Here is a 15,068-nt window from a genome sequence, read left to right as displayed (position 1 = left end):
CTTGCCAGCAGCCGGTGGGCTACAGACTGACGGGCCTTGGCCGACCCGTCAACACGATCGCCGGCTCAAGGCGAACCCTGAGCCGGCGCAACTGCTCGTGGTCTCAGTTTCCGGACATCGCCTTCAGATTGGCGGCATAGGTGTCGACATCGTCCTTACCGATGATCTTGGTCGGGATGATGATCAGGCCGCCTTCCGGAATGCCTGATTTGTCGCCCTTGAGATAGGCGGCCATCAGCTTCATGCCCTGATAGGCCCATTCGAAGGGCTGCTGCACGACGGTGGCCGCCACGGTGCCTTCCTTGACGCCGCCCAACGTGATCGGATCGTCATCGAAGCCGACGACGGTGATCGAGCCGAGCTTGCCGGCGTCGCGCAGCGCTTCATAGATGCGCGGCGTGTTGTAGGAATAGAAGCCGACCATGCAGGTGATGTCGGGGCTGGCGACCAGCGCGTCCTCGACATTCTTCTTGGCGCGCGCCTGGTCGATGTCGTCGCCGCGCACGTCCACCAGTTCGATCTTGCTGCCGGCGAGGCCGTCCTTCATGCCCTGGATGCGCTCCTTGGCATTGTCGGCGCCGAGCAGGCCGACGAAGCCGAGGCATTTGCCGCCGTCCGGCATCGCCTTCTTGGCGATCTCGGCCGCCTGCTTGCCGGCGTCGACATTGGACGAGCCGATATAGGCGACGCGCTTGGTCTGCGGGGCATCGGAGTCGGTGGTGAACAGCGCCGTTTCCGACGCGATCTTGTTCAGGCCGTCGGTCGAGGTCTTGGGGTCGACGGCCGAGACCATGATGCCCTTGACGCCGGCGGTCACCAGATCGTCCATCAGCCGCTGCTGGATGGCGACCGAGGACTGCTCGGGATATTTGAGTTCGAGATTGTAGTCGGGCAATTCGGCCTGCGCCTTCTTGACGCCGGCTTCGGCGGCCTTCCAGAAATCGGAAGCGCCGTTGACGACGAAGGCCAGCGTCGGTTTGTCGTCGGCGCGCGCAATGGCTGTCGCGGTCAGGCCGAGCAGCAGGGCTGCGGTGGCCACGGATGCATGTCGTATCAAGGATTTCATGTTCAACCTCCCGTTTTGGCTCAGTCGTCGGACTGAACCGATCTTGCATTCACTGACTTGCCGCTCGCGATTTGGACGCCCTCCTCCTCAGGGGTTCCCGGCGCTGAAGAATGGCGTCGTCGGTCGCGATCACGGACTTTAGAGACTCATCCCGTGCTCGTAAATAGTCTGATTTGTCTGACATATCACATGTCCGAGACCAGGCTTGCGGAGGCAAACCCCGCTCACCATCGGGCCGTTCACGTGCACTTCTCGCCGCACGGGTCCCACCTGACCGGACACGGCGGATTGACGTTACAGCGTCGTTTTGTATTAGTAAACACTATTAGCAGAGGTCTCGCGCGGACACTCGGGGGTGGCCCTAGGTCTAATTTGCCCGAACAGGTGCAGCACGGCTTCGCGCAAGCAGATGCCTTGCAGTCCTCGAATTTCACGCGGCCCGAAGCGGCATGGCGGCGAACTTCAAAGCTGCTAATAAAGATAAACGCCTTCGACTATTTCCATTGGTCGACGGCGCGACACCATCTTGTCGGTGTGGCAGGCTTGCGACTAGACAGGCTGGGGATTGGGACGCAATGCCATGAGCGAGACGAGGGATCCGGACGACACGGCGAAGCGGCGCAAGGCGCCGGCGAGAGCTGCCAAGGGCGGCCGCGTCACCATGACCGACATTGCCAGGGCAGCCGGTTGCTCGCAGGCGACCGTCTCTTTCGTGCTCAACGATTCGCCCGGCATCCGGCTGTCGCAGCAGACGCGCGAGCGGGTGATCGACGCCGCGCGCTCGCTCGGCTACGCAGCACCCGCCTTCTCGGCGCTGCGCAAACCTGTTCCCGCCTTCGATGGACTTGACGGTGTCATCGGTTTCGCTGTCGACCAGCTGGCGACAAGCCCGGAAGCCGTTGTCGCCATCGAGGGCGCGCGCCAGGCGTCGTGGAACGCCGGCAATGTGTTGCTCGTGGCGCAGACGATGAGCGACGCCGTCATGGAGCCGCGCGCCATTGCGGCGCTCACCAGGCGCGGCATCTCGGCGCTGATCTACATGACCATCTTCACCCGCGAGATCACGGCGCCGGACTTCCTCTACGGCCTCGACATCCCGGTCATCCTGCTCAACTGCTACACGGCCGATTATGCCTTCCCGGCCGTGGTGCCGTCCGAGATCGCCGGCGGCCAGAACTCGACCCGGCATCTGATCGGCCACGGCCACCGCCGCATCGCTACCATCACCGGCGAGCCGTGGATGCAGGCCGCGCAGGACCGGCTGAAAGGCTACCGCAGAGCGCTCGCCACCGCCGACATCCCGTTCGATCCCGAACTGGTGGTCGAGGGCGACTGGTCGGCGAGCGCCGGCTATGCCGCGACCGTGAAGCTTTTGGCGCTGAAGGAGCGCCCGACCGCCATCTTCTGCCAGAACGACCGCACAGCCATCGGCTGCTACGAAGCGCTGAAGGAGGCGGGCCTGCACATCCCGCAGGACATCTCCGTCGTCGGCTATGACGACGAGGAGATCGCCCGCCATCTGTTCCCGCCGCTGACGACATCGATCCTGCCGCACATGGCGATGGGCCAATGGGCGATCGAACAGCTCGAAGTGCCGGCGCCTCCCGGCCGCGGCCGCTATCCAATCACCAAGCTGGAATGCCCGCTGGTGCAGCGGGATTCGGTGGCAGCTGTGGCTGGATAAAGCTGAACCAGCCCATCCCGATGCAAATCGGGATGGGTCTGTTTGGTGTTTGCGCCTCAGGGCAGGGTCTATCCGGGAACGTGCCGCGGTTAGAACCGCAAGACGACGAAGGAGCGCCTGCGATAGCAGCGCCGGCGTAACCGGCCATGCCGCCAGAACGTGCGGCAGTGCCGTCTCCAGACATGCCGCCTGTGGTGGCGACGATGGTGCCATCGCCGATGCGATATCTGCTCGACATCGCCCGGGCCTTCGTCGTCATCAAACGAATTGGCATCCTGCTTGTCGAGTTCATCGAGAATGCCGTTACCGATATTGGGAACCCCGGCCACGGCCTCGAGAGGCCGAACCGCGGTAGCAAGCGCCGCGGCCCCCGCAACGCCGAACAATGCTGTCAAGAATGATCGCCGATCCATCAAAACCTCCATCAGCAAGACAAGGCTAACATGACGAGCCTAACACAAAGCAGCTAGAGCGGGTGATACAAAAGGCCAGAGGCGAATCTTCGAGCCGGCCCAAACGGGTGACCGGACGGACGGCAGAGGTCAGATTAAGGCCGCAACCGGGCGGCGCGCTTCCTTCGGCTCGGTGACCAAGCCATGCAGAATGCCGCCGATGAAAGCGCACAGCCTGACCGGTTCCGCCTTTCCGCGAAACGCTGAACCGCTCGGCAAAGCTCTCTCCCTAAGAATGCCCGCCACCTTGCGGCATTGGGGCTGGCTGAGAGACTGATGCCCCACGGCACATGCGATGTTGCGGTACTCAGCGCCGCGCCAATATCCGGCAGAGCTCCTTCAGGTCCCGGTCGTAGGTGCCCTTGCCGCTGAGCACGCTGGCGCAGCGTTTCTTCATCTTGGCGATCTGGCCGGCCGACATGGCGCTGATGGCAACCACCGCCGGTCGCGTCGGCACCGCCGGCGTGTTGGGATCCCTGGGGCTGGTGGACGTTGTCTGTGTGCCAATGCCGACGCCGACCCCGGCCGTCACTCCACTGCCCACCCCGACCCCGGCGCCGACCCCGACACTGCTGCCGACGGTTGCGCCGACCCCGACCCCGACGCCCGTGCCGACCGATACGCCGGCGCCGGCGGTAACGCCGCTGCCAACCGAGGCGCCGACACTGGCGGGGGTGCCGCTGGTGCCTCCGACCGTCGCTCCGGCATTGACGCCCTTGCTCCCGCCGACCGAGACACCGACGCCAAGCCCGCCGCCACTGCCGCCGACCGAAACACCCACCCCACCGCTGCCGCCGATGCCCACACTGAGCCCGCCCGCGCCAGCCGGAAAGCACAAAGCCACGGCAACAGCGCCACCGGCCAAGGCCTTTGTTAAACTTTTAAAGAAATCCATAATGACGCTCCCCGTGCTGGTTGCCTGTACGCAGGTTGAACAGCATCCGTTACCAATATGATTACGCGAGTGTAGCGTTTTTAGTTTCTGCGAGAATAGGTTGTATTGGAAATCGTTGTTATGGCTGCTTGCGGCGATCGGAATATATATTTTAGAATTGGCGGAAAAAATCGAGGATTTGCGTTTAGACTCGGAACCTTAGACAGGCAGGACGAGTGCTCGCATGCGGGAATTTGCCGGGCGCATGCCTCAGGCCATCTTGCGACGCCGCTTCCCTAGGCTGCGGTGGAGAATGGACCCTCGAGAATGGGGCTCGTACTGCAGAAAAGGGGACGATCCAAGAAACCCGCGACGATCTCCACCGATGTCGGGCGCGTTGTGCGCCACATCGTTCCGCTGCTCGCAGTCGACGGCGTCAGCGCTACCCTTGCGGGCATACCTTCGCCCCGTTTGGCGTTTCTGCCCTTTGGATCGGATGCCGATCGTCCGCTGGCGTTTCGAATCTCTTCAACTTACGTCGAGTTTCGCAAATCCACTTTGCATCCCGGCTAACGTTCGAAGGGTTCGCCAAGCGAGGCGACACCGTTCAGCCTGAGCAAGCGGCGGTCCGCCGAGATGACACCGAGCACGACGATCGTAACGAGATAGGGAAGGCTGGAAAGCAGTTGCGATGGCAGGTCCAGACCGGTCGCCTGGGCGGCGAGGCTCATCAGCGAAACCGCGCCGAAGAGGCAGGCACCCAGGAAGATGCGGCCAGCGAGCCACGTACCAAAGACAACGAGTGCGATCGCGATCCAGCCACGTCCGGCAATCATACCGTCCGCCCAAAGGGGCGTGTACACCGCCGCCGCATAGGCGCCGGCAAAACCCGCCATCATGCCACCAAAAGCTATGGCCGCGACACGGATAGCGATGACCGGATAGCCGATGGCGTGGGCTGCCTTGGGATTCTCGCCGATTGCCCTCACGACAAGGCCGACTCTCGTATAGGCAAACATCGCCCAGATCGCAAACGTCACGGCAAGGGAAAGCCATACGACGACGTCCTGGACAAACAGCCTGCCGACTACCGGGATTTCCGAGAGGCCGGGAAAGACAAGTTTCGGGAGCCCCTTCACCGTCAAGCTCTCGTAGCTTTTGCCGAACAGCGCCGAAAGGCCTTGGCCGAGAATGCCGATCGCAAGGCCTGTCGCGACCTGGTTTGCCCGGAATCCGAGTGCCAGCACTGCAAAGACGAGGGACAGGACGGCGCTACCGAGGCCGGCGGCAACGAACCCCAGCAGGTGTCCACCGCCGTGGTAGACGACGATGAACGCGAGCACCGCGCCGAGGGCCATCAGGCCCTCTACGCCGAGGTTAAGAACACCGGCGCGCTCGACCACCAACTCGCCGAGTGCGGCAAGGAGAAAGGGGGTTGCCGCTGCGAGCATGCCCGAAATAATGAACTCGACGGCGTTCATGGCTGGCTCAGGTGATGGGGGCGGCGCCACTCGACGCGGTAGCGCACGAAGGCCACAGCACCGAGATAGGCGAGCAGCAAGCTGCCTTGGAAGACGCGGACGGCGGCGATCGGCAGGTTTGCCGACACCATCGCATTGTCGCCGCCGATATAGAGGACAGCCATAAAGAGCGCGGAAAAGATGATGCCGACTGGATGCAAGCCGCCGAGATAGGCGACAATTATGGCCGCATAACCGTAGCCGGTCGAGATCGAGCGCTGCAGCTGGCCGAGCGGACCCGCGACTTCCGCGGCGCCTGCCAGTCCCGCCGCCAAGCCACCAATCAGAAGCGATAGCCAAATCGCACGCCCTTCGCTGAAGCCGGCGTAACCGGCCGCGCGCGGGGCAAGGCCGCCGACCTTGAGCTTATACCCCATGAAGCTTCGCTGCATGAAAACCCAGGCCACCAGCGAGAGCGCAAGTGTGATGAGCAGCGAGACGTTGACTCGGGTACCGGTGATCAGGGTCGGCACCATCGCGTCGTTCTGAAACATGACGGATTGTGGGAAATTGAAGCCGGCCGGGTCCTTCCATGGGCCGAGCAGCAGGTAGTTGAGGACTTGCGCCGCAACGAGGCTCAGCATCAAGGAGACCAGGATCTCGTTCGCATTGAGCCTGACGCGCCAGAAGGCGGTGATAGATGCCCAAAGCGCACCGCCGAGGGCACCGAGAAGCAGCATCAGCGGCCAGATCCACTGCCCGGTCGCCTGCGGAAACCAGACGGGGATCGCCGAGGCGAAAATAGCGCCCAGGATAAACTGGCCCTCCGCGCCGATGTTGAACACTTTTGCGCGGAAACCGATCGCCAGCCCCTGAGCAATGAGGAGAAGGGGCCCCGCCTTCAGCAGCACCTCCGCAAACGATGCCCAGGAGAGGAACGGCTCGAGAAGCATCGCGTACAGGACGGCCGCCGGATCTCGGCCTATCAGCACATAAAGGCCCAGATTGAGGATGATCGCCATGCCAAGCGCGACAGCCGGGGCCAGCATGGCCGCGACGAGCGAGGCATGCTCCCGGCGGACGAGCGCGGGGAGGAACGGCGCGGCCCAAAAGCTCATGCAGGAACCTTCTCTGGCGAGGCATGTGCTCCGATCATGTATCTGCCGATGTCTTCGGGGCGCGTGTCCCGCGTGACCAGAGGCGGACTCAGCATTCCATGATGGAGCACCTGGATGAAATCGCAGAGTTCGAAAAGTTCCTCGAGTTCCTCGGAAATTACGAGGATCGCCACGCCCAGGTTGCGCAACGCGATGAGCCGCCTTCTGATGGCGGATGCAGCGCCAATGTCTACACCCCAGGTCGGCTGCGCCACGAAAAGCAGTTTTGGCGACAGCATCATCTCGCGACCGACGATGAATTTCTGCAAGTTGCCGCCGGACAGCGAGCCCGCTTCGGCATGCGGGCCGGAGGCGCGGACGTCGTACTGACGGATGCATTCGCTGGTAAAAGCCGTCGCTGCGGCGCTGTTGATGAGGCCGCGCCTCACGAGATCGAAAGGATGGGCGGTAAGAACGGTGTTGAGCACGAGCGACATTTCAGGGACCGCGCCGCGTCCCAGCCGGTCTTCGGGCACGAAGGCGAAGCCAAATCTCCTGCGCGCGGCCGCATCGAGTGTGCCTACGTCGCGGCCCATCATGTAAATCCGGTCGCGTTGTTCCTTCAGCAGCATCGCTTCGCCCGAGATGAGCGCGGCAAGCTCGCCTTGGCCATTGCCCGATATTCCGGCTATGCCAAGGATCTCGCCTGATCGTACCGTGAGGCTGATGCCGGAGAGCGGCGTGGCAAAGGGGTCGTCCGGCGTGTAGTCCATGCCGATTATTTCCAGCCGCTTCTCCCCCTCGGGCATGGCCAACGCGGGCATCACCTCGGGCATGTCGCGGCCGATCATCATCCGGGCGAGGTCGTGCGCATCATAGTCGCGTGGGTCGACGGTGCCGATAACGCGCCCTCCACGCAGGACGGTCGCCTGGTCACAGATCGTGCGAATTTCCTCCAGTTTGTGCGAGATGAACAGGATGGACACGCCGCGGTCGCGAAGGCGCCTGAGCGTGTCGAACAGCTTCTTCACCGCCTGCGGCGGCAAGACCGAGGTCGGCTCGTCGAGAATGAGCAGCTTCGGGTCCGTCATCAGGCAGCGGATGATCTCCACCCGCTGCCGTTCGCCGACCGAGAGCGCGTGCACATCGGCGAGAGGATCTACTTCAAGGCCAAAATCCTGGCCGAGGCTGCGGATGCGCCCCGCCAGCTCCGCCTTGCCGCCGGGGACGACGAGCTGGATGTTCTCGACGACAGTCAGCGTCTCGAACAGCGAGAAATGCTGAAAGACCATGCCGATGCCCCTGCGCCGTGCCTCAGCGGGCGAGGCAAGGCGCAGAGGCTCTCCGTTCCAGACGACGGTGCCTTCGTCCGGCTGTTCAACGCCATAGATGAGCTTCATCAGCGTCGATTTGCCCGCCCCATTCTCCCCGAGAATCGCATGGATCGATTGGGGCGCCACGTCCAGATCGATGGCTTCGTTAGCCCGGATCTGGCCGTAGCTCTTCGAGATGCCGCGGAGCGACAGAAGGGGCGGGGTCATGACTTACTTCGGCAGTGGTGTGGTGACACCCTTGACGTGCCAGTCCATCGCGACGATCTCGGGATCCGCTATCGTCGCACCGGCGGCGGCGGCTTCGCTGCCGTCGGCCTTGGTGATTGGACCTGTGAAGGGCGAGAAGCTGCCGTCGGCGATCTTCGCCGCCACTTCCTTGATCTTCGTCATCGTGTCGGCTGGGATATCTGAGTTCCAGTCCACGACCTCCACCACCTTTTCCGCGACGCCGAGGAAGGTGTTGGCGCCCTTGAAAGTTCCGGCGAGATGGGCATCCACGGAAGCCTTGAAGAAGGGCGACCAGTCCGTCGCGATGCAGCCGAGATATTTCTTCGGCGCATATTTCTTCATCGACGAATTGAGGTTGAACGCGTAGACGCCAGCCTCCTCGCAGGCCGAGATCACGGAGGGTGTGTCCTGCGCGTTCGAGAAGATCACGTCGCAGTTCTGTGCCATCAGCGCCTTGGCGGCTTCCTGTTCCTTGGCCGGGTCGAACCAGGAGTTCACCCAGACGACCGATACCTCGATATCGGGATTTACAGTCTGTGCGCCGAGCGTGAATGCGTTGATCGAGGTGATCAGCTCCGGAATGGCGAAGGCCGAGACGGAGCCGAGCTTGCCGGTCTTGGAAAGAGCCGCGGCGGCTATGCCGAGCAGGTAAGTGCCCTGGAAATACTTCGCCGCGAAGGGCGAGAAATTCGGCGCGGTCTGGAAGCCGGAGGCATGCAGCACGGTGACCCCAGGATCGCGGCGGGCGATCTGTAATGCACCATTCTGGTAGCCGAATGAGCCGGCGATCAGGAACTTGTTGCCGTCGACGACGGTCTTGTTCATGATCCGGTCGGCGTCCGGCCCTTCGGCGATGTTCTCGATGACGGTGATCTTCACCTTGTCGCCGTACGCGGCCTTGACCGGCTCGAGCCCGGCGGCGAGCGCATGGCCCCAGCCGACATCGCCGACCGGCGACGGGAGCACGAGCGTGATACCGAGCGGCTCGTCGGCCGCAAAGGCGGGACGGCTGCCAAGCGCGCCGGCAAGCCCTGTCGCGGCAAGGCCCTTCATCAGAGTTCTGCGGGTCAGATAGTTCAGCATGTCAGTTCCCCTGTCTTAAGTTGTTAGAATTCCACCGCGGCAAAAGCGGCTTCCGCGTCCGCAGCAAGCCGGGTCTCGTTCAGCCCGGTAAACGCACCCTTCTCCCAGACGATGCGGCCGTTGATCATGGTCATGTCGGTGGGCATGCCGATGCCGACCTTGGCGATCAGGCTCAATGGATCGTGGCGCGTGCCGACATAATCCATGCGGCGCGTGTCGATCGCGAAGAGGTCGGCGGCCATGCCGGGCGACAGTCGGCCGATGTCATTGCGGCCCAGAAGCGCGGCCCCGCCCGTTGTCGCATAGCCGAGGAAATCGACCGGCGCAGGCACGGGATGAGCGCGCGTCGAGGCCGCCAGGCATTGCAGCATGTAGGCGGAATGGATGCAGTGCATGAGGTTGGAATTGTCGTTCGAGGCAGCACCGTCGCAGCCGAGACCGACGCGCAGGCCAAAGGCGGACATGGCGGGAATATCAGTCACCTCCGCACCCACCAGATAGACCGGCTCCGGGCAATGCGAGACACCGGTGCCGCTCGCCGCCATCAGCCGCAGTTCGTCATGCGTCAGCTCCCAGCAATGGGCATAGAAAGTGTCTCGGCCGGCAAATCCGAGGTCCTCGAGATAGTCCACCGTACGCATGCCATGGCGGGCCTCGATGATCGGGCTTTCGCCCTCGCCGACATGGGTGTGCATCCGCACCCCGCGATCACGCGCCAGCGAAACCGATTCCACGAAGGTCTCGCGGTAGCAGTTGACCGGCTGGCAGGGAGCGACCACGACCTGACGCATGCTGAAGGGACCGGTGTCGTGATAAGTGTCGATGAGGCGTGCGCAGTCGGCAATGAATTCGTCCGTGGTCTCCAGCATCTCGTCTGGAATGGTCGAGCCTTCCGATTTTGGCAGCGTGTTGCCGCCGCGGCCGGCGTGGAAACGCATGCCGAGAAGGTCGGCCGCTTCGAACTGCCGGTCGATGAGCCGTTTTCCGGCATGGAGCGGAAAATTGTACTGGTGGTCGAAGGCCGTCGTGCAACCGTGCTTTATCAACTCTGCCATCGCCGTGATCGAGGCGTGGTAGAAACAATCCTCGTTGAGCCGGGAGAAGATCGGATAGATCCGGTCGAGCCATTCGATGACCGACAGCTTCGTCCAGTCGAGGTCGGCACGGTTGCGCACAAAGCACTGAAAGAAGTGATGGTGCGTGTTGACGAGGCCGGGATAGACGAACCAGCCGTCGGCGTCCTGCACGATAGTACCGGCCGGCAACTCGCTTCTGTGCAGGCCTTGCCCGATTGCCTCGATCTGCGGGCCATTCGTCAGCACATCGACATTGCGCCGGACGCTCGGACCCCTGCCCTCGTCGGTGATGACCGCTGCGCAATTCTTCAGGAGATAGCCGGTCACCTCACGCCTCGTCCGGTATGGGTCGCGGTTCGGGCTTCAACTCGTGCAGCCGGTGGATACCGGGCATCTCGATGAAATTGTCGAGGCTGCGGAGCGCTCGCGACCAGAGCCGGATCGTGGGATACGGATCGAGGGAAACGCCACCGTCGGGCGCGAGCGCGACATAGGGAAAGCAAGCAATGTCGGCAATCGTCGGCCGGTCGGATGCGAGAAACCGATCGCCACGCATTTTTTGTTCGAAGAGGCCGGCTTCCAGCTCACGTAGTGCCGCTATGCCATTTGCCTGAAGCGCACCGATGTCACCGGGGCGCAGCAGCATCTCATGCAGGCGCGCGCCGCCGAGGTTGGCGGTCAGCCTGTGCGAGAAGAAAAGCCATTGCTGGAGGCGCGCCGTCTCCTTGGGGGCGCCGCTGCCGAGCCAGGCCGGTGCTGCCTTCGCGGCGAGATAGCCAAGCATGGCGGAAGACTCGGTCAGGATTAGGTCGCCGTCTTCAAGGATCGGGATGGAGCCTCCCGGATTAAGCGCCATAAGCTCGGGGCCGCGATGCTCGGCGCCGGGATGGAAGTCGACCGGGCGGATTTCGAGCTTCACACCTGACAGCATCGCCATCAGGCGCACCTTGTAGCAACTTGGGGAGAGGATGTAGTCGTAAAGCTTCATTGTGCCACCAATTGCGCGCCGTAGGTATAATTGTGGCGCTTCAGCCAGCGGCGATAGGCGACCGAGGTCAGGTCGGCGCGCGTCGGGATTTCCATGCCGGGATCGAGCGGCAAAAGACGCGGGATCTGGTTTTCGAGGATCGAGCGGTCCTGCAGGAAAATCGTCTGCTGGAAATGGATGAGGTCGGTCTGTGGCGTCTCGTCATCAAAAAGCGCCATCCACGGCCAGACGTCGCAGAGATCCTCGGCAAGCGGCTGGACGAATAGCGCAATCACATCCCATTCGCCCGGGCGCGGCGGGCAGGTCTTGTAGAGGACTGAGCAGGTCGGAGCCGGCACGCGGTACATGTATTCCGTCGTGATACCTCCGCTCGCGGATTTCGCCGCCTGCGGCTGGTAGAACTTCACCTGGGTCGCCCAGACCTCATCCTCTTCCTCGCGGATATCGACCTTGTAGTTTTCGACCTCGGTATGTGGCTCCGAGCCGAGGATGTCGGTATGGACGAAGGGGAAGTGTGCGATGTCGAGGAAGTTCTCGACGGCACGGAGCGGCGAGCAGCGCACCCGCACCACGCCGACATCGACGAAGCGGCGCCCGGGCTGGTCTGCCTCGGGAATCGGAAAGACCGGTTTCTTCGGTTCGCCGAGCGACGACCAGATATGGCCATAGCGCACCGAAACCGGCAGCACGCGCCCGTTTTCGCCTGTCACTTTCGCCGCGCCATTGGCGTCGAGCGCAACCTTGATCCGCTCGTCCATCAGGGTGGTCTCGCGCCCATAGCGGTCGAGCCGGCTGAAAAGCCCGACCGGATACCATTCGTCGCGCATCGCATCGTCGATCATGGCACAGCCCCTTTCGCCTCGATCCCTTCGGCCATGCGCCGAAGGCTCTCGGCGGCTCGCGAGGCGGCGATGCGCTCGGACGCATCGCAATCGGCTGGAACAAGGACGTGGATCAGCGTCTCGCCGGCTTCCTGCGGGATAGGCAGCAGGCGAATTGCCGGCGCGCCGGGTGCCTGCCAGACGTATCCTTCAACGGTGGCCTTCGTACCGGCAGCGACCGAGAGCGCCGAATGTCCGGCACGGGCCGTCAATGAACGGAGCGGCACGTAACCCTCAAAAAGGGGTGGGTTGCCATCAGGCTCTCCATCAGCGACCCAGATGATCCCGCCGGCCTCTTCGACCAACCGGGTCGCAACGCGAATCGTCTCCGGCGGCGTGAGGCTGGGATGGGCAGGAATGCGCAGGCACTGACCGGCCTGCGAATAGGTCCAGCCGTGATAGATGCAGGAGAGCGCCTCGCCGCGCACGAAGCCATGGGAGAGGCGCATGCCGCGATGCGGACAGCGATCCGCCGATGCCGCCAAGCGCCCCGATTGGCTTCGCCAGAGGGCAATGGGACCGGCGGGCGTCCGCCCCGGCATTACCTGTCCTGTTGGCAGATCCTGGGAAAGGGCGACCGGCACCCAGGTGTCCGTCTTGTCGGACAGCATGACCTTACTTTCCGTACTGATACTACTGTTTCCCGACCAGAGAGATGCCGGCGCAAGGAGTTGGCGAACCGCTCGATGCGGCTGACGTATGCATAATTATTTCGCAATTGCAATATTGATTAAATTAAGTGCAAACGGAGGGTAACCACACGCAAAGCTATATGTTTTTTTGCTCGACAGGCGCGCGGTCGATCGTCTCGACCCAGACTTCAATGGGCCCAAGCGAACATCCCATCTCCATCATGTCGATCAGTTCCGCCGCACCGGCAATATCGAGTTCGATGCGATCGGTGCTTGCATGAGCGATGTGGTGCGCGAGACCGAGCTTGGCCGCATGGCGCATGATCCAGGGCAGGAAGGACGCGGGTTCGAGGTGGCCGCGAATGGTCATCCGCTCATGCAAGCGGTGTTGACTTTGCTTCATCACGAACGGAACGCGCGCCTTGGTGTCACGGTCAGCAGCATAGCGTCTGACTGAACGGGCGGAAGTGGTAATCGACGCGCCAATAACACCGAATATCGACTGATCGCCCGTGCCTAGACCCGGGCACTCATGCATGTCGCCCAGAAGTGCCGCGGTTGTGGGACAACGACATGCATTAAACAAAGACTTTAAAGCGCGTCGCATGAATCCGTTTCAGCGCGACGCGCTTTAGGGTTATCTGAGCTATTGTAATGCATCGGTAAGTTGGCGCACCCGACAGGATTCGAACCTGTGACCTCTGCCTTCGGAGGGCAGCGCTCTATCCAGCTGAGCTACGGGTGCCTTCAAGGAACCTGAAAACGAACCAGCCGATAGGCCGGCCAGCCACGGCTTCTTAGCGGAAGCCGCGCCGGGCTTCAACGGGCAATTGGCGTGGCGATATTTTCGAAGCCACGTCGCGCGGCTTGGCAACTTCGCGTCCGCCCTGCAGCCTCAGCCCGGGACTCACCCCGCCACCTCCACCTTCGCCACCCGCCTGCGCACCCTGCGCGGCGCCCGCTTCGCCTTCTTCGCGCCGGTCAGTTCGTGCATCGCATCCAGCTGCATCTGCTGCATTTCAGCCAGCCGCGTCCATTGGCGCGAGATCAGATAGTCGAGCTTTTCGTGCAAATGGCGCACTTCCAGCTCGGCTTTCAGGTTGACCCGGTAGTCGTTGAACGAGCGCAGGCGATCCTTGGCCTCCGTCCGTCTCTGGCTCATCATGATGATCGGCGCCTGGATGGCGGCGATGCAGGAGAGCAGCAGGTTGAGCAGGATAAAGGGGTAGGGGTCGAAGGCGCTGCTCACGCCCGCGATCAAATTGATGCCGATCCACACCGCAAGCACGCTGCCGAACGAGATCAGGAACCACCAGCTGCCGCCGAAAGCCGCCATGTTGTCGGAGACGCGGTCGGCGAACGAGCGGTGCTCCTCGAACTCCTCTTCCGAGTTTTCCGAAATCGTGTCCTGCCTGGCGATCGATTCGACCACCTGGCGGTCGAGCTCGGAGAATTCGCCATGCTCCTGCTGCAGCAACTCCTCCATGTAGCGCATGCGATAGCGGCCGAGCTCTTCGCGGCTGATGCGGGCGCCGCGCGGCAGGTCGGGATGGTCGGAGCGGATGCGGTCGGCCAGGCTTGGCCGCAGGTCGTCGATGCGCACCAGGTCGCGCTTGCGGAATTTGCGGCCCGATATCGCCGATGGTTTCCGCTTCGGCTTCAGGCGGCCATGGGGTTCGGAGTCCGGCACATCGGGCGCTTCCAGCGCCTCGTCGGCCACCAGCTCGGCGTCGTGGTCGGTCGGCGCCTCGAAATACTCGCCGCCGCTGTCGTTTTCATTGTCGGCCTGTTCGGATGGGTTTGGGCTCATGATGCCGGCTCCTGCTGTCGCGCCCACGATACGCCAAGGCGAGGCGGCATAGCCACTGTGGCGGTGAAGATTGGGGGCTTGTGCAAGCGCTTGTGATGAATGCCTGCTGCAATTGCCTGTGGCGGCGCAGCCCCCCGGGGCCTCGCTCGCCTGCTGCTCGGCAACCAGACCGCCGAAGTGCTGTTGCCGACGGAGGTCGCGCCTGCTGCAGAGTTAAGATGAGGCAGCGATCCTTCACGACCCCCCTCTGTCCTGCCGGACATCTCCCCCTCAAGGGGGGAGATCAGATGTCGCCATGGCTTCGCCAAACACGAAAAAGAGGCGAGACGCCGAAGCTGCTAATCTCCCCACTTGAGGGGGAGATGGCCGGCAGGCCAGAGGGGGGTGCTGTCCCGCCGGCGTT

General features: G+C 62.9%; 14 protein-coding genes and 1 tRNA gene. 2 read left to right on the top strand and 13 right to left on the bottom strand.

Features of this window, described 5'->3' with window-relative positions; translation table 11 throughout:
- Positions 1–103 precede the first annotated feature (103 nt).
- On the bottom strand, positions 104–1,066 hold the full coding sequence (locus ACYG9R_RS09800) for a sugar-binding protein (RefSeq protein WP_023672352.1): 963 nt from the start codon (positions 1,064–1,066) through the stop codon (positions 104–106).
- A gap of 580 nt (positions 1,067–1,646) precedes the next feature.
- On the opposite strand from ACYG9R_RS09800, the gene ACYG9R_RS09795 reads away from it, so the two are divergent.
- Complete coding sequence (locus ACYG9R_RS09795) at positions 1,647–2,750, top strand: LacI family DNA-binding transcriptional regulator (protein WP_031199367.1); 1,104 nt, start codon at positions 1,647–1,649, stop codon at positions 2,748–2,750.
- A 146-nt stretch (positions 2,751–2,896) separates the two neighbouring features.
- On the top strand, positions 2,897–3,151 hold the full coding sequence (locus ACYG9R_RS09790) for a hypothetical protein (RefSeq protein WP_196813590.1): 255 nt from the start codon (positions 2,897–2,899) through the stop codon (positions 3,149–3,151).
- Positions 3,152–3,509: 358 nt separating this feature from the next.
- Here ACYG9R_RS09790 and ACYG9R_RS09785 read toward each other — a convergent pair whose 3' ends face one another.
- The 12 genes from ACYG9R_RS09785 to ACYG9R_RS09730 all read right to left on the bottom strand — a co-directional run bounded on the left by ACYG9R_RS09785 (position 3,510) and on the right by ACYG9R_RS09730 (position 14,665).
- Entirely contained in the window at positions 3,510–4,097 is a 588-nt protein-coding gene (locus ACYG9R_RS09785) for a hypothetical protein (protein ID WP_031199366.1), read from the bottom strand.
- Positions 4,098–4,645: 548 nt separating this feature from the next.
- Positions 4,646–5,557: an ABC transporter permease gene (locus ACYG9R_RS09780; RefSeq protein ID WP_023734807.1), complete on the bottom strand. Its 912-nt coding sequence runs from the start codon at positions 5,555–5,557 to the stop codon at positions 4,646–4,648.
- Positions 5,554–6,654: an ABC transporter permease gene (locus ACYG9R_RS09775; protein ID WP_023823966.1), complete on the bottom strand. Its 1,101-nt coding sequence runs from the start codon at positions 6,652–6,654 to the stop codon at positions 5,554–5,556. Before ACYG9R_RS09775 ends, ACYG9R_RS09780 begins: the two co-directional genes overlap by 4 nt.
- Complete coding sequence (locus ACYG9R_RS09770) at positions 6,651–8,174, bottom strand: ABC transporter ATP-binding protein (RefSeq protein WP_023823965.1); 1,524 nt, start codon at positions 8,172–8,174, stop codon at positions 6,651–6,653. Before ACYG9R_RS09770 ends, ACYG9R_RS09775 begins: the two co-directional genes overlap by 4 nt.
- Before the next feature lie 3 nt (positions 8,175–8,177).
- Complete coding sequence (locus tag ACYG9R_RS09765; protein ID WP_196813599.1) at positions 8,178–9,275, bottom strand: BMP family ABC transporter substrate-binding protein; 1,098 nt, start codon at positions 9,273–9,275, stop codon at positions 8,178–8,180.
- Positions 9,276–9,301: 26 nt separating this feature from the next.
- Positions 9,302–10,681 (bottom strand): amidohydrolase, encoded by a 1,380-nt coding sequence (locus ACYG9R_RS09760; RefSeq protein ID WP_023823963.1) that lies wholly within the window; start codon positions 10,679–10,681, stop codon positions 9,302–9,304.
- Between the two features lies 1 nt (position 10,682).
- On the bottom strand, positions 10,683–11,342 hold the full coding sequence (locus ACYG9R_RS09755; RefSeq protein WP_023823962.1) for a glutathione S-transferase family protein: 660 nt from the start codon (positions 11,340–11,342) through the stop codon (positions 10,683–10,685).
- Positions 11,339–12,184 (bottom strand): aromatic ring-hydroxylating oxygenase subunit alpha, encoded by an 846-nt coding sequence (locus tag ACYG9R_RS09750; protein WP_023699367.1) that lies wholly within the window; start codon positions 12,182–12,184, stop codon positions 11,339–11,341. The genes ACYG9R_RS09755 and ACYG9R_RS09750 overlap by 4 nt, the downstream gene beginning before the upstream one ends.
- Positions 12,181–12,834, bottom strand: a complete 654-nt coding sequence (locus ACYG9R_RS09745) for a Rieske 2Fe-2S domain-containing protein (protein ID WP_023823961.1) — start codon at positions 12,832–12,834, stop codon at positions 12,181–12,183. The genes ACYG9R_RS09750 and ACYG9R_RS09745 overlap by 4 nt, the downstream gene beginning before the upstream one ends.
- Positions 12,835–12,991: 157 nt before the next feature.
- Positions 12,992–13,225 (bottom strand): acylphosphatase, encoded by a 234-nt coding sequence (locus ACYG9R_RS09740; RefSeq protein ID WP_023727819.1) that lies wholly within the window; start codon positions 13,223–13,225, stop codon positions 12,992–12,994.
- A gap of 298 nt (positions 13,226–13,523) precedes the next feature.
- Positions 13,524–13,600 (bottom strand) — tRNA-Arg (locus tag ACYG9R_RS09735).
- Positions 13,601–13,762: 162 nt separating this feature from the next.
- Positions 13,763–14,665, bottom strand: a complete 903-nt coding sequence (locus ACYG9R_RS09730; RefSeq protein ID WP_023752512.1) for a DUF1003 domain-containing protein — start codon at positions 14,663–14,665, stop codon at positions 13,763–13,765.
- Positions 14,666–15,068: the final 403 nt, after the last annotated feature.

The organism is Mesorhizobium sp. RSR565B (genome assembly GCF_054719465.1).
This window is presented reverse-complemented; position numbering and strand designations above follow the sequence as displayed.

Bases quoted from the DNA above. Each gene is read 5' to 3' on its own strand.
- ACYG9R_RS09800 (WP_023672352.1), bottom strand. From the start codon at position 1,066: ATGAAATCCTTGATACGACATGCATCCGTGGCCACCGCAGCCCTGCTG.
- ACYG9R_RS09795 (WP_031199367.1), top strand. From the start codon at position 1,647: ATGAGCGAGACGAGGGATCCGGACGACACGGCGAAGCGGCGCAAGGCG.
- ACYG9R_RS09790 (WP_196813590.1), top strand. From the start codon at position 2,897: ATGCCGCCAGAACGTGCGGCAGTGCCGTCTCCAGACATGCCGCCTGTG.
- ACYG9R_RS09785 (WP_031199366.1), bottom strand. From the start codon at position 4,097: ATGGATTTCTTTAAAAGTTTAACAAAGGCCTTGGCCGGTGGCGCTGTT.
- ACYG9R_RS09780 (WP_023734807.1), bottom strand. From the start codon at position 5,557: ATGAACGCCGTCGAGTTCATTATTTCGGGCATGCTCGCAGCGGCAACC.
- ACYG9R_RS09775 (WP_023823966.1), bottom strand. From the start codon at position 6,654: ATGAGCTTTTGGGCCGCGCCGTTCCTCCCCGCGCTCGTCCGCCGGGAG.
- ACYG9R_RS09770 (WP_023823965.1), bottom strand. From the start codon at position 8,174: ATGACCCCGCCCCTTCTGTCGCTCCGCGGCATCTCGAAGAGCTACGGC.
- ACYG9R_RS09755 (WP_023823962.1), bottom strand. From the start codon at position 11,342: ATGAAGCTTTACGACTACATCCTCTCCCCAAGTTGCTACAAGGTGCGC.
- ACYG9R_RS09750 (WP_023699367.1), bottom strand. From the start codon at position 12,184: ATGATCGACGATGCGATGCGCGACGAATGGTATCCGGTCGGGCTTTTC.
- ACYG9R_RS09745 (WP_023823961.1), bottom strand. From the start codon at position 12,834: ATGCTGTCCGACAAGACGGACACCTGGGTGCCGGTCGCCCTTTCCCAG.
- ACYG9R_RS09740 (WP_023727819.1), bottom strand. From the start codon at position 13,225: ATGACCATTCGCGGCCACCTCGAACCCGCGTCCTTCCTGCCCTGGATC.
- ACYG9R_RS09730 (WP_023752512.1), bottom strand. From the start codon at position 14,665: ATGAGCCCAAACCCATCCGAACAGGCCGACAATGAAAACGACAGCGGC.